Origin of the sequence: Paenibacillus sp. V4I7 (genome assembly GCF_030817275.1) — a bacterium.
In the GTDB taxonomy this organism is placed as follows: Bacteria; Bacillota; Bacilli; order Paenibacillales; family NBRC-103111; genus Paenibacillus_E.
This window is the reverse complement of record NZ_JAUSZD010000002.1, coordinates 1,576,396-1,589,866: the sequence shown is the minus strand read 5'-3', so window position 1 is coordinate 1,589,866 and position 13,471 is coordinate 1,576,396. Positions and strand designations below refer to the sequence as shown.

Annotated in this window: 11 protein-coding genes; 7 read left to right on the top strand and 4 right to left on the bottom strand. The window is 43.1% G+C overall.

Translation table 11 applies throughout. The features are described from left to right. The first annotated feature begins 14 nt into the window (after window positions 1-14). From QFZ80_RS08360 to QFZ80_RS08345, 4 genes are read left to right on the top strand one after another with little or no spacing between them, the layout of a single operon-like run. Window positions 15-1,529 (top strand): spore germination protein, encoded by a 1,515-nt coding sequence (locus QFZ80_RS08360; protein ID WP_307558344.1) that lies wholly within the window; start codon window positions 15-17, stop codon window positions 1,527-1,529. Next, window positions 1,516-2,673, top strand: a complete 1,158-nt coding sequence (locus tag QFZ80_RS08355; protein WP_307558342.1) for a Ger(x)C family spore germination protein — start codon at window positions 1,516-1,518, stop codon at window positions 2,671-2,673. The genes QFZ80_RS08360 and QFZ80_RS08355 overlap by 14 nt, the downstream gene beginning before the upstream one ends. Then, window positions 2,674-2,919: a hypothetical protein gene (locus QFZ80_RS08350; RefSeq protein WP_307558340.1), complete on the top strand. Its 246-nt coding sequence runs from the start codon at window positions 2,674-2,676 to the stop codon at window positions 2,917-2,919. 2 nt (window positions 2,920-2,921) lie between these two features. Next, window positions 2,922-4,034: a GerAB/ArcD/ProY family transporter gene (locus tag QFZ80_RS08345; RefSeq protein WP_307558338.1), complete on the top strand. Its 1,113-nt coding sequence runs from the start codon at window positions 2,922-2,924 to the stop codon at window positions 4,032-4,034. A 66-nt stretch (window positions 4,035-4,100) separates the two neighbouring features. On the opposite strand, the gene hutI is transcribed toward QFZ80_RS08345, so the two are convergent. The 4 genes from hutI to QFZ80_RS08325 form a co-directional block, all read right to left on the bottom strand. Continuing rightward, window positions 4,101-5,384 (bottom strand): imidazolonepropionase, encoded by a 1,284-nt coding sequence (gene hutI / locus QFZ80_RS08340; protein ID WP_307558337.1) that lies wholly within the window; start codon window positions 5,382-5,384, stop codon window positions 4,101-4,103. Window positions 5,385-5,465: 81 nt separating this feature from the next. Further along, on the bottom strand, window positions 5,466-7,130 hold the full coding sequence (hutU, locus tag QFZ80_RS08335) for a urocanate hydratase (protein ID WP_307558335.1): 1,665 nt from the start codon (window positions 7,128-7,130) through the stop codon (window positions 5,466-5,468). 6 nt (window positions 7,131-7,136) lie between these two features. Then, a complete protein-coding gene (gene hutG, locus QFZ80_RS08330) occupies window positions 7,137-8,129 on the bottom strand; it encodes a formimidoylglutamase (protein WP_307558333.1) in 993 nt (330 codons plus the stop codon). Window positions 8,130-8,334: 205 nt separating this feature from the next. Next, window positions 8,335-9,528 (bottom strand): helix-turn-helix domain-containing protein, encoded by a 1,194-nt coding sequence (locus tag QFZ80_RS08325; RefSeq protein ID WP_307558331.1) that lies wholly within the window; start codon window positions 9,526-9,528, stop codon window positions 8,335-8,337. Between the two features lie 210 nt (window positions 9,529-9,738). Here QFZ80_RS08325 and QFZ80_RS08320 point away from each other — a divergent pair, with 210 nt between their 5' ends. From QFZ80_RS08320 to QFZ80_RS08310, 3 genes are read left to right on the top strand one after another with little or no spacing between them, the layout of a single operon-like run. Next, entirely contained in the window at window positions 9,739-11,238 is a 1,500-nt protein-coding gene (locus tag QFZ80_RS08320; protein WP_307558329.1) for a spore germination protein, read from the top strand. Further along, window positions 11,223-12,320, top strand: a complete 1,098-nt coding sequence (locus QFZ80_RS08315; RefSeq protein ID WP_307558327.1) for a GerAB/ArcD/ProY family transporter — start codon at window positions 11,223-11,225, stop codon at window positions 12,318-12,320. Before QFZ80_RS08320 ends, QFZ80_RS08315 begins: the two co-directional genes overlap by 16 nt. Beyond that, window positions 12,317-13,459: a Ger(x)C family spore germination protein gene (locus QFZ80_RS08310; RefSeq protein ID WP_307558325.1), complete on the top strand. Its 1,143-nt coding sequence runs from the start codon at window positions 12,317-12,319 to the stop codon at window positions 13,457-13,459. The genes QFZ80_RS08315 and QFZ80_RS08310 overlap by 4 nt, the downstream gene beginning before the upstream one ends. Window positions 13,460-13,471 lie beyond the last annotated feature (12 nt).

The window sequence follows — 13,471 nt, the reverse complement described above, 5'->3', positions numbered from 1 at the left end:
GGGGGGATTGGAAAATGGAACTAAGACAGGAACCCATCAGTACTTCCGTTTCCCAAAATCTAGAGAAAATATTGCAATATTTTAGTCAAAATGACTATCTAGTTGTCAGAAATATCACCAAAAATGACGGTCAATCATTAGCGTCTATTATTTACTTAAATATCCTTGTTGATGAAAACATATTAAATCAACAAATCATCCGTAAAATGTCGGAAGATCTTCTTTACTGGAAGGGACAAGTGGATGAGGCGATTACAGGATCGTTATACTCTTTAGGCGCAGTTAGACTTTTACCGCATTTAGATGCCGCCGTAAGCATGATTACGGATGCTGGTTTCGTTATTTTTGTTGAAGGTCGCTCCGAGTCATATGGAATGATTTTACCCGGATATGAGACACGCTCGATAGAAGAACCAAAGCTGGAACCTAACGTACGTGGACCGCGAGAGGGGTTCACCGAAGATTTGCAGATAAATTTGGGTATGGTTTATAGAAGACTGAAGACATCGGAATTGAAATCGAAATCCTATATTATCGGACGACGGAGTCAAACGAAAGTGACGGTCTTGTATCTCGATAATCAGGTTGATCAAGTCGTTTTAGAAAAATTAATGAGAAAACTCGATGCTATAGACTTGAATGTTCTGGGAGATAGTGCCCAAATAGAGGAATGGATACAGGATAATACATTTTCACCATTCCCTCAGATTTTAAATACGGAACGCCCCGATCGGATTGTCACAGCCCTAAACAGAGGGAAAATTGCAATCATAACCGATGGTACTCCGATTGCATTAATTGCCCCCAGCTCTTTTTTTGAAATGTTGCATCCCAGTGAAGATCTTTACGAAAGGTTTTATTTTGCTAACTTTTTGCGCTTAATACGGTTGATCACTCTGTTCACTTCCTTGTTTGGGCCTTCCTTATATATCGCCTTGACTACCTTCCATCTGGAAATGATCCCTACACCGCTAATGATGGCCTTCCTTTCTGCCAAAGCGGGGATCCCATTTCCTAGTTTTATCGAAGCTTTCATCATGGAGGTGGCTTTCGAAGTGCTGCGTGAAGCTAGCCTGCGGCTGCCTCGCGCGGTCGGTCAATCTGTCAGTATCGTAGGTGCTCTCATCATCGGAGAAGCAGCCGTGCAATCGGGCATCGTTTCCCGTCCGGTTGTGATCGTGGTTGCAATGACAGGAATTGCTTCCTTTACAATTCCTTCATTTAGCACCGCCATCGCTTTGCGAATGTTACGGTTTCCTCTCATGCTTCTTGCCGCTTCTACAGGTGTCTTTGGACTATCTCTGGGATTGTTCGCAATCCTTTTACATCTGTGTTCCTTACGATTCTGTGGAGTACCATTCCTAGAACCGGTTGATTCTGAAAGCTTAAAAAATACATTAAAGAAATTTATCCTCCTTCCGACCCGCTATCGAAGTACCTCATCAAATAAGGAGAAATTTGAAAGTACGGCAAAGGTGAAGGGACATATTCTTTTAGGAAATGAAGGCGAGGAGTATGAAGAACGTTAAATGGTTCCTAGCTTTGTGTTCATTCCTGTCATTATTAGCAGGCTGTTCACCAGATATTAAGGAAATCAGCGATATTGCTTTAGTTACGGCAACTGGTATTGATTACGATAAGGAAAGCAATAAATATGTATTTACGACCTATTGTGTTTTACCCGCAACTACAAGTACGGAGAAAACAGGTAAACTTACGGAGTGGATTATTAGTGCAAATGGAGATTCGATATTGGACGCTGCAAGAAATTTGCGTAACCGTGCTGGTAAATCCTTGGTATGGCAGCATAATAAATTCTTTATTGTAGGAGAAGCCGCAGCACGTCATTCCCTTTATGATGTCGTAGATTTCCTAACAAGGAATCGTCAAATCCGCATATCAAGTCACCTGCTTGTTAGTGAGGGAAAAGCGGAGGATTTACTGAATATAAAATCCAATATTAGCGAACTGGCTTCGAATGTGCTGCTCGGGATCGTCCGAAATGAAAAGGAGTGGGGTAAGAGCTACAGTCTGATGATACATAAAGTGGCTGACCTCTACGCTAGTCCATACAGGGGCTTTGTTTTAGGCAGATTAAGTATGTCTCCAAAGTCTGATACTTCTCAATCATCGCTACTTTTAAAAGGTGGAGCTGTTATTAACAAGGGGAAGTTCGTTGACTGGCTGGATGGAAATGATGTGCGGGTTGTCCATTGGTTGTCTGAGAAAAGCCAATGGAAAAATTATGAGTTTACAGAAACCTTAGATTTCAAATCCACGAAAGTGACATGTTATCTTCGAGTCTCAGAAAGAGAAATTCACAGTGATTACGTCATTGGCAAGCCTAAATTGGATATCCTGTTGAATTTTAAAGCAACTTTGGGTGAAATGAATCATCATCTTGCATTGAACGATCCGGTCATACTTGGTCAACTGGAACAAGCGGTTTCCAAGGATTTGGAGAAACTTATTCAAGCTAGCCTAAAGCATTTTCAAGAAGATTTGAAAGTAGACCTCCTTGGGTTTTCTGATTATTTCATCAAGTATCATCCAAATAAATGGGAAATGCTGAAAAATGAATGGGATGACGTATATCCCACCATGTCCATTCCTGTTCATGTCGTTGTCAAGATTGAAAAACTGGGCATGACCCAAATCATAGGTGATCAATGAATGTTTCTTAATAACGCTCTCATCTTAGCAGCTATTTATTTGGGGCTGAAGGGATCTATACGGGTATGGAAACAACAGGCCAAAACGGATGCCATTGTACTCCTGTTGTTTTATCTCGTTATTATCGTCTATTTAAATCCCTTCATGAGTTCTTCAAAGCTTACCTTAGAGTCCTTAGGCAAGATTATTTATGGACCTATCTCCGATCACATGATAGACCTATTAAAAATACGAATGGAGGATTGAGGATGGCCGATCCGGAAAAAATCAATCATGGTCAATTGGGATTTCTCTGTTTCAGTTATTTGTCAGGATTCTCAACTTTGTTTTTAATCGAAGCGAAGCTGGTCGAGCAGGATGTATGGATGTCAAATCTTCTGGCAATTGTCATTGCAATAGGGATGTTATGGCTTCTAACCTTTGTTCAATCGCAGCATCCCCAATTAAGTATGGCAGAGACGTGCGAAAAATTGTTAGGGAAATGGTTTGCCAAACTCGCACTTATCATCTATCTTATCTATTTCCTTGAAATTGGAGTATTGGCTTATCGTGCCATAGCTTGGTTCTACACGACGGCTATCCTTCCATACACCGCTCCTAACGTGTTAATTTTACTCATCGTGTTGGTTAGTTCCTATTCCATTTATTTAGGTTTGGGTACTTTAGTCCGTACTGTTCAACTTATCCTTCCGTTTTTCATACTGTTAATCTGCATCGTTAGTTTGTTTATTCTGCGTGAAGTGGAGATCAATCCTTTCCTTCCCATGTTTCGAAGCAAAATATCAGAAGTCTTATACGGGGGGATGCTCTCTTTCGGTTTCCCATTCGGAAAGGCGGTTGTATTCGGATTTCTTCTATCCAGAGTAAAAAATACAAAAAAAACATTTATAAGTTTAGCAGCGGCAGTAGCTTTATCAGGCATTTATTTGTTGCTGGCAAGTTATTTGACGTTTGGTGCGCTTGGCATAAATTTAACCAAATTGTCTGCATTTCCCTTTTTCACTTCCATTCAATTAGTTAAATTCGGAGAATATATGGAAAGGATAGAAATTCTTATCATTGCGATTTGGACCATTTTCACTTTATTTGAACTTGTTGTGCTTCATTACGTTTTTTTAGTCGTGTTAAAACAAGTTTTCAAGATCAAAGAGACGAAACCTTTTATTTTACCTACTGGACTATTGTTCTATGTTTTGGCCTATTTTAGCTATACAAGGATGATGGATTTGGCGGCCTACGACTTTAAAATTCTTCCCTTCTCCTCTCTGCTCCCATCCGTAATCATCCCTGTCCTGTTAGCCATTATAACTTGGGTAAGAAAGCGGCAGCGTGCCGTGCAAGATCAGGTTAGTCGAATATAGTGCAGCACAGAGTAAGATACGATCACCCTTCCATGATGATCCCCCTCGAGTCATAGTACAGACTATTTAATGAATACGTTTTCCGTCCAAGACCACCATTTTCCCTTGTTTGAATACGGAATGGACATGGTTGATCCCAAAGTGATAAGGCAGATAGGCCAAGTTATCCGCATTGAAAATAACCAGATCAGCCTGTTTGCCCGCTTCCAAACTGCCAATTGTATCCGCTTTTCCGATCGCGTGAGCCGCATTGATGGTCACAGCCGTCAGAACTTCCTCCGGCGTCATCCCTAAGTTCAGGCAGCCCAGCGTCATAACGAGCTGCATAGATTCCGTTGGCGAACTACCCGGGTTATAATCCGTGGATAAAGCTACGGGGAGTCCCACTTCTATCATCCTACGCGCACGAGCGTGATGCTTCAGCCTTAAATTAAATGAAGTGGCGGGCAGACAGACGGCAATGACGCCAGCCCGCTGCATCGCTTCCAATCCTTCATCAGATGCAGCAATCAAATGTTCGGCAGAAATGCAGCCCAGTTTGCCGGCAAGTTGAGCGCCGCCCATCGGCTCAATTTCGTCCGCATGGATCTTCAAGCCGAAGCCCATCGCTTTTGCGGCCAACAGAATTTGCTCTGATTCTTCCACAGAAAATACGCCATGCTCACAAAACACATCGCAAAATTCAGCAAGTCCCTGACGTTTCACTTCGGGAAGCATTTCTTCAATGATAAGCTGAACGAATTCTTGGGACCTGCCCTTATATTCTTCTGGCACCATATGAGCACCCATGAACGTAGATACCAAATCAACTGGATGTTCCTGATTGAGTTTGCGAGTGACCCTGAGCTGCTTAAGCTCATCCTCCAGGGTTAGACCATATCCACTCTTGGCTTCTGCTGTGGTAACCCCATAAGAAAGCATGGTATCCAAGCTTTTCTTAGCCTTTACGTACAACTCTTCTTCCGAAGCCTGACGGGTTGAACGGACTGTGCTGAGAATTCCGCCGCCTTGAGCTAAAATTTCTAAATAAGAAGCGCCTTTCAGCTTTAAGGCTAGCTCATTCTCGCGAGAGCCGCCGTGAACCAAATGGGTATGAGGATCAATAAGTCCAGGGGTAACAAGCTTACCCTCAGCATCATACTTATGAGTTACCGGCAGTTCACCGATTTGAGCCAAAACTTCTTCTTCCAATCCCGCTGCAACAATGATACCGTCTCTGATTGCCACAGCTCCCCTTCGAACATCCGCAGCCTCAGACATTTCACCGCCTCGGCGTGGTTCCTGAGTTCCTTGCATGGTGATCAGGGTACCAATGTTATAGATCAGCAGGTCAATTCGATTGTTCTCCATCGTTTCTCCCCCTCGAAATACAGCAAGCCCGATTGGGCTTGCTGCGAGTTATCATCATTCATTTTATATATTCATTACTGATTAAATGCCCATCATCGGTACGCGAACGCCGCGTTCCTTCGCCGTTTCAATGGCAATCTCATAACCGGCATCAGCATGACGGATGACGCCCATTCCAGGGTCCGTGTTCAAGACGCGGGCTAATCTTTCGTCTGCTTCTTTGGAACCGTCCGCAACTACGACCATACCTGCGTGCAGCGAGTACCCCATGCCTACGCCGCCGCCATGATGGACGGAAACCCAGCTTGCACCTGATGCTGTATTCACAAGCGCATTCAATATGGCCCAGTCACCGACAACATCACTGCCGTCTTTCATGGACTCGGTCTCACGGTTTGGAGAAGCCACGGACCCGCAATCCAGATGATCACGTCCGATGACGATCGGCGCGGATAATTCTCCAGTGCGCACCATTTCGTTAATAGCTAGCCCCATCTTGGCCCGTTCCCCATACCCCAACCAGCAAATACGAGCTGGCAAACCTTGGAATGCGACTTTTTCTCTTGCTAATTCGATCCATTTACGCAGATGCGCATTTTCTGGGAACAGTTTCAAAGCAAGTTCATCGGTTTTGTAGATATCTTCCGGATTACCGGACAATGCCGCCCAACGGAACGGTCCTTTTCCCTCACAGAAGAGCGGACGAATGTAAGCCGGAACAAAACCAGGGAAGTTAAAGGCATCCTTAACCCCTTCATCAAGAGCCACTTGGCGGATGTTGTTGCCGTAATCAAATACGGTTGACCCCAGTTTTTGAAGATCAAGCATCGCCTGCACATGCGCAGCCATCGACTTTTTGGACAGCTTCACATACTGCGTCGGATCGTTTTTACGCAAGTCAGCCGCAGCTTCCAATGAATAACCGACCGGCACATATCCGTTAAGCGGATCGTGGGCCGAGGTTTGATCAGTTACGAAATCAGGCACGATTCCCCGTTTCACAAATTCTGCGAAAACCTCTGCAGCGTTTCCTACTAGCCCAATAGCGAGCGCTTTCCCCTCAGCTTTCGCTTCGTTCGCAAGCTTCAACGCTTCATCCAGATCGTAAACCATGACGTCACAATAACGAGTGTCGATTCTGCGTTGAATACGGGTTGGATCTACATCTACACCGATGACCACGCCATCATTCATCGTTACGGCGAGTGGTTGAGCACCGCCCATACCGCCAAGTCCAGCCGTTAATGTCAAGGTACCTCTTAATGTGCCTCCCGAACGCTGCCTAGCTGCCTCAGCGAAAGTCTCATAGGTCCCTTGCAAGATGCCTTGCGTACCGATATAAATCCAGCTGCCAGCCGTCATTTGTCCGTACATCATAAGTCCCTGTTTATCAAGTTCATGAAACGTCTCCCAGTTGGCATAGGCCGGAACAATGACCGAGTTGGAGATGAGAACCCGCGGCGCATGCGAATGTGTTCTGAATACACCAACCGGTTTCCCGGATTGTACTAGCAGGGTTTCATCCGCTTCCAGGTTTGTTAAACATTCTACGATCTTGTCATAAGACTCCCAGTTCCGTGCAGCCTTGCCGATTCCGCCGTAAACGACGAGATCTTCCGGACGTTCTGCTACGTCAGGGTCCAGATTGTTCATCAACATACGCAGGACAGCTTCCTGCTGCCAACCTTTTGCTGTTAGCTTCGTTCCGTGCGCTGCTCGAATCGTACGTTTGGTTGATTGTTCCATGAATAGTCACTCCTCTATGTTGTGTTCGAATTCATTTCGTTTCATATATCCCGTCAAGAAAGTCAATATGACATGCAAGGCAGTCCTAACCGTCGCTCTGCGGGGGTCTTGCATTGGATCTACACAAACAATATCAAAGCCTCGTACCTTAGGATGCTGCCCTAATAGGAATACGGCTTCCAACAGCTGCCATGAGGTCATTCCGGCTGGAACGAGCGCTGGCACACCTGGTGCATAAGCTTGATCCAATACATCCATGTCAACGGTTACATAGATAGCATCCGTCCCGTCACCGGCAACCTCCAGCGCCTGTTTCACCAAGGATTCGATCCCATTCTTGGCAACTTGTCGCGCTGTATATTGGGTGATTCCTTGCGCCATGGCATATTCATGGTACGCTCTTGAATTGGCGAAGCTGTGAAGTCCGATTTGTGCAATATGGCGGCCTTCAACCGTGCCCGATTCGATCAACCCGCGAATTGGCGTTCCGTTGGAAGGACCACCGTCCTCCAGATTCCGGACATCCATGTGGGAGTCTAGTTGAACGATCCCCACCTTACCACCGACATGGTGCTTAATCGCTTTCACTGAGGGGCAAGTGATAGAATGATCGCCGCCAGCAATAATCGGAAACAAATGAGGCATTGCGGCATAAATGTTCTTCAGCCCTTGTTCGATATTGGCATGACAGCGCAGCAGATCCGTCACATGCATCTGAATATCACCTAGATCACGTGCATGTAATTCCTGCAAATCGACACCGTGGTCGATACTGTATGTTGTAACATTTGTAAATAGTTCCCGTAATGCATTCGGTGTCATCGAAGCGCCTGAAATACTGATCGACGTTTTAGAAAGCGGAACACCGATGAAACCGACTTGGACTTCTTCCTCGCCTTCCCAAGGGGTCAACCACTGGGATACCTTGGTCTCGAATCGATCCCGCCAATTGGAGTTTCGTACGAATTCTGGCGGATTCAGCAGTTCAATTTGTCTCAAAGCTGCTTCCCTCCTGTAGGTTGATGAAACAATGTTTGTTTGTTCTTATGACTCCATCATACTTAAAATAGGAGCATCTGAATCTAGCCGAATTTGCGGAAAGGTAGCACAATATTACGGTTTAACCTTAAACGGATCATTCTTATGAAAACGCTTAAAAGCCAACCCCTAATAGGGTTGGCTTAAAGTGATTATTCCTATAACACTAGCACTGGGCTGATGACCGATAGTCCGTCGGACTGCACCCCATAATCATTTTAAATTTCCTTGCAAAATAGTTCGCATCCTGAAAACCGACTCTCGCTGCAATCTCTTGCATGGTTAATTCCGTTTTCTCTAAGAAATAAACCGCCTTCTCAATACGAACCTTATTTAGAAAGTCGACAAAGCTTACTCCCGCTTCTTTCTTGAATACATGGGCAAAATAATGGGTGCTCAAGTAACAATGCTGGGCAATTTCTTTTAATAACATTCTGTCTTGATGATGCTCTCTTATATAGACAATGGCGGATCGCACAATAGGGGACACCTCTAGGGCATGATCGTCCGACACTTGCTTGGCTAGCTTCCTCCAGTATGCGCACAGCTTTTTAACAAATTTGTCATACCGAATGGTACTGTACAAGTCTTGAAGCATTCTTGCATTTTCAGATAAAATTTCAGAAGCATTACCGCCTAAGTCGACAACCATTCTTGACAAAGAGAGTACTAGATCATAGGCTTCTGACTTAAATAGATCAATATTGTGCTTATACGATCGGGAAAGACTTTCTAATAACTCGACCAAATAAGCAATCGAACCTTCTTCATCGCCGATTCGGACACGTGACAGCAATTCGATTTTCTCTTCGTGGGTCACCGGCTTTGCACGTTCTTCCTGAATGCTTCTTTGTCCTTCATATTGAAAAATCATCCGGTTTCCTTGAAAGAAACGGTCGATCAATGATTCTTTGGCTTCGCTGTAGGAAAGATGAAGCTTGTAAGGATCTTCGTAATAGGTGCCTATTCCAGCTGAGACAGAAAAGCCCTTCGCATCTACGAAGTTTTGAATTTTCCGGACCATGCCATACGTAACTTGCTTATAGGACGGTTCTATGGGTTGAACCGATTGGAGTTCCAATAATACAGCTAATACGCCTTCTCCTACCCATACCCACAGGAATGGCAAGGTGATACTCTCAAAGATCGCTTCCACCAGCACCTGCCCGATCTCAATACTCCATTGCAATGACTTGTCTAAAGCCAAATCGGTATAACGGTCGATGGATAAAACGATAACGACTTGGGGCCGCGGTTTGATGCCAAGCCGCTCACGCATTTCATCAAAATCCGCTTCATGGATTAACGTCCCAGAAATGAGAAGTTGCGAAAAGGAAGCTTGGGCCGTATCCAATTTCATTGTCTAATCACCTCCCCCTATCTTAAAAAAGAAGCCGCTTTACTCCTAAACTTCAGAGAAAACCGCTTCCTTGTTGTTTTATTCTATCTCACCTATCATGACTTCAACAACCTTTACGATATTTTCCGCATTACCCCATATTTATGAAAATAATTACGAGCGTAGTTGTTAATAATAGGTAATGATTATTAACGGCGGGGTGATAGTGACATGAAACACTTTAAAAATAGAATCCAAACACCCACGGAAACAGAGACAATCCAGTTAGAGTCTGGAGATATCGAACTGAAAATTGCTCAGATTGGGGAACATTTATCACATACTGAGGACCTAAAAATTCATAAGCTCGTATTTAACAATCAATCTTGCGCATTGCTATACGTTGAATCCCTTGTAAAGGCCGAGTTCATTCAATCCAATATTATTAAGCCTTTGTTGGAAACAAACTCAGGCGTTGTTGAACAAATCGTGACTTCAACCGAAGTCACGAAATCTTCCGATGTTCTTCAAATAGGAAAATTATTAATGAATGGTTTTTGCATGATGGTCATCGAGAATGATTCAGCCGCGATCATGATGCTAGCTGCGCTATCACAAGGCCGATCTATCGAAGAACCCAAAGGTGAACAAATCATTCAGGGATCGCATGAAGGCTTTATAGAAAGTTTAAGCACGAATATTTATTTACTCCGCAATCGAATCAAAAGTCCTAAATTGAAGGTAAAGTACTTTACTTTAGGCAATGTTACGAATACGAAGGTAGCTATGATTTATATGGATAACATAGCTGCTCCAACTATCGTTGAAGAATGTGAGAAAAGGATTAAGACTATCGATCTTGATTATTTGTATTCCGTTGGTAATATCAACGAGATGATCGAAGAGCACCCATTTTCGCCTTTTCCTCAATCCATTCAGACCGAACGGCCGGATCGAGCTGTTTCTTATTTAATGGAAGGAAAAATTAATATTCTCGTTGACGGCAGCCCCAGTGTTTTGGTTCTTCCCATCACTTTTTTTGCATTTTATCAATCTCCTGATGATTACAACAACCGATGGACCACAGGATCATTTTTTCGGTTGATTCGATTAATTAGTTTCATTTTGGCCATTTCTTTACCCGCGATCTATATTGCTACCGTGTCGTACAATTCCGAAGTGCTTCCGATCGGAATTCTATATTCCGTAAAGGTTTCATTAACATACGTTCCATTACCCCCTATCTTGGAGGCGATCGTCATGCAAATCATTCTTGAATTGCTGAAAGAGGCTGCAATCCGGTTGCCATCACCCATTGCCCAAACGATTGGTATTGTAGGGGGATTAGTTATTGGCACAGCCGTAGTGGAAGCCCATTTAGTTTCTCATACAATGATCGTTGTCATCGGATTGACGGCGATTGCATCTTTTGTAACTCCGCTAAACGAGTTAGGCACCAGCTTGAGAATTTTAGGGTTTCCGACAATGCTTGCCGCATCTTTGTTTGGTTTTTTTGGAATTTCCATCGTGATGATGATCATCTTTATTCACCTTTGCAAAATAGAGACATTAGGGATACCTTATTTCGAACCATTTGGTCCTTATTATGGTAAGGAGGGTGTAAAAGATATTTTTCTAAGACTTCCTATTTGGAGGTTCAATAAAGTCCCACAAAATGCAGAACCCGGCCACAGTAAACAGTCATTCTTCGTGAGGTGGAAACGCTCTTGAATCCTACGATAAGCAGATTCCAATTGTTTTTTTTGATCATCAAGACGCAAATTGGAATAGGTCTCTTATCCTTGCCTTCGAAAATTCAGAGCACAGCTAAGGGAGATGCCTGGATCTCGGTTCTTATCGCAGGGGTCGTCATTCAGCTATTGCTTTTCGTGTACTGGCATCTGCTCAAAAAATTTCCAAATCACACCTTAAGAGAAATTACGGTTCGAATGCTTGGACCTTATATGGGTAAAGCTCTAAACCTCCTTTATTATGTTTTTTTTATTGTTATAGCTGGATATGCGAGTACACTCTATATTCAATTAGTTCATACTTGGATGCTCTCACTTACTCCTGGTTGGGTTCTACTTTTGCTCATCATAGGGACCAGTGTTTATCTGGCTACGGAAAATTTGCGCGTCATTGCAAGATTTTTTGTATTAACTTCCGTACTATTCGCTTTGTTGCTCCTGATCAGTTTTTTAACCTTTTCGAATGACATGCACTTTTCTAACATTTTGCCAATAGGTGAATCAGGTGGTGCGCAAATTTTCAAGGGAAGTGAAAGCACTTTTTTTTCAATGCTCGGTTTTGAGGTGATCCTCTATTTCTCCGCCCACGTACAAAAAAGTCCCAGAGGTTTGCTTAGTGTAATCTCATTAGCAAATTGCTTTGTTACCTTATTTTATACGTATTTTGTATTCATTTGCCTGATCGGATTTAGTCCTAAAGCGTTACAACAGGTGAATGAACCCGTTTTGTTTATTTTTAAAGGATTAACTTATCAACTGTTTGACCGCTTAGATCTGATCTTTTTGACGATTTGGATTATTCCAATGACCTCCACCATCGTTTCTTACCTATGCATAGCCGGAAAAAGTCTAACTGCAAGTCAAAGTTCTTATCGAAAGATGGTATGGATCAGTGCGGTTCTTATCTATCTATTTGCTTGGTATCTATCCAAATTGGAAAATTTAGATCCATTCAGTAAATGGTTTGAATATGGATACCTGATTATGATTGCAGCAATTCCAATTTTGTTGTGGATGATATCCTTCCTGATAAAAAATAATAATAAGGTCGGGTCAACATGAGAGTAAAACTTTTTCTTACGGTTTGTCTAGGAATTCTTTTAATGATCCTTACAGGGTGCTGGGACATTCAATATTTAACTACTAAAAAGATGGTAAATGGGATAAGCCTTGATGCTGCTAAAGATAACCAAATTAGTGGGACTGTTAGAGCTATCATTTTGGAGAGTAAAGGCGGCGGACAATTCGATGTGAAGGATGAAGTCATGCAAGCAACCGGGGATTCCGTTTTCAAAATTGGTTCTACGATTGACAGTATGCTTCCAGGTACCATTGAAGCAAGCAAGACTCATGTTATGATCATTGGGGAAGATCTGGCGAGACGAGGGATTATGCTCCCTTTGGAGACCTTCTACCGGAATCCTAAAGGGTATCTGAAAACGAATATTTTAATAAGTACGGGATTAGCTTCTGAAATACTATCATTTAAAAAAATAGAGAAGAGTCCAGTCGCTTTTGGCATTAAGCAAATGATTAATGGAGCAGAGAGAACAACGATTGTTCCAGAGCAAACTCTGTACTCCTTATGGAGTCAAATCTCTGACCCTGGTGAAGATACGGTGCTGCCTATGATTCGTAGAATTAAGGATAAAGCACTAATCGTTGACAGTATCGGATTATTTGATGGAGACAAATATACCGGAGTGACATTGTCGCGGGAAGACAGTACAATCTTATTGCTTCTAAAAGACAAGCTAAACAAACATGCATTCATGGATATTCCAATTCATCAGAGCTCTGGACAGAGCAAGCCTAAAAAGCTGGAGACTAATGTGATTTCATTTGAAGTACGGAAATTAAAGAGATCATTCGAAGTTTCTGTTGATAAAAATACGCAGGAAATTGAATGTTCAATTAAGGTTGACCTCTTCGGTGCCATTAGCAGCTCCCCAAGCAGTATGGGCCAAAAAATCGACCGCGAGCAGCTAAATCAAGAATTATCTGCATCACTAAACACACAAGCAGCAGGTGTCGGAAACAAATTGCTAGAAGCGAACTGCGATGCTCTTGGAATCGGCAGAAAGCTGAGAGTAAATCACTCTGAGCTGTGGAAAAACATCGACTGGAAGAACAAATACAAAGAAGTGAAGTTGAAGCCTAGTATTCAAGTCCACATAACAAGTACAGGTGTTATCAACTGAACGTATGGGAAG

What these genes read in the sequence shown, in the direction of transcription:
- QFZ80_RS08325 (WP_307558331.1), bottom strand. Translation starts at nt 9,528, where the DNA reads ATGAAATTGGATACGGCCCAAGCTTCCTTTTCGCAACTTCTCATTTCT.
- QFZ80_RS08345 (WP_307558338.1), top strand. Translation starts at nt 2,922, where the DNA reads ATGGCCGATCCGGAAAAAATCAATCATGGTCAATTGGGATTTCTCTGT.
- QFZ80_RS08320 (WP_307558329.1), top strand. Translation starts at nt 9,739, where the DNA reads ATGAAACACTTTAAAAATAGAATCCAAACACCCACGGAAACAGAGACA.
- QFZ80_RS08350 (WP_307558340.1), top strand. Translation starts at nt 2,674, where the DNA reads ATGTTTCTTAATAACGCTCTCATCTTAGCAGCTATTTATTTGGGGCTG.
- hutI (WP_307558337.1), bottom strand. Translation starts at nt 5,384, where the DNA reads ATGGAGAACAATCGAATTGACCTGCTGATCTATAACATTGGTACCCTG.
- QFZ80_RS08355 (WP_307558342.1), top strand. Translation starts at nt 1,516, where the DNA reads ATGAAGAACGTTAAATGGTTCCTAGCTTTGTGTTCATTCCTGTCATTA.
- QFZ80_RS08310 (WP_307558325.1), top strand. Translation starts at nt 12,317, where the DNA reads ATGAGAGTAAAACTTTTTCTTACGGTTTGTCTAGGAATTCTTTTAATG.
- hutU (WP_307558335.1), bottom strand. Translation starts at nt 7,130, where the DNA reads ATGGAACAATCAACCAAACGTACGATTCGAGCAGCGCACGGAACGAAG.
- QFZ80_RS08360 (WP_307558344.1), top strand. Translation starts at nt 15, where the DNA reads ATGGAACTAAGACAGGAACCCATCAGTACTTCCGTTTCCCAAAATCTA.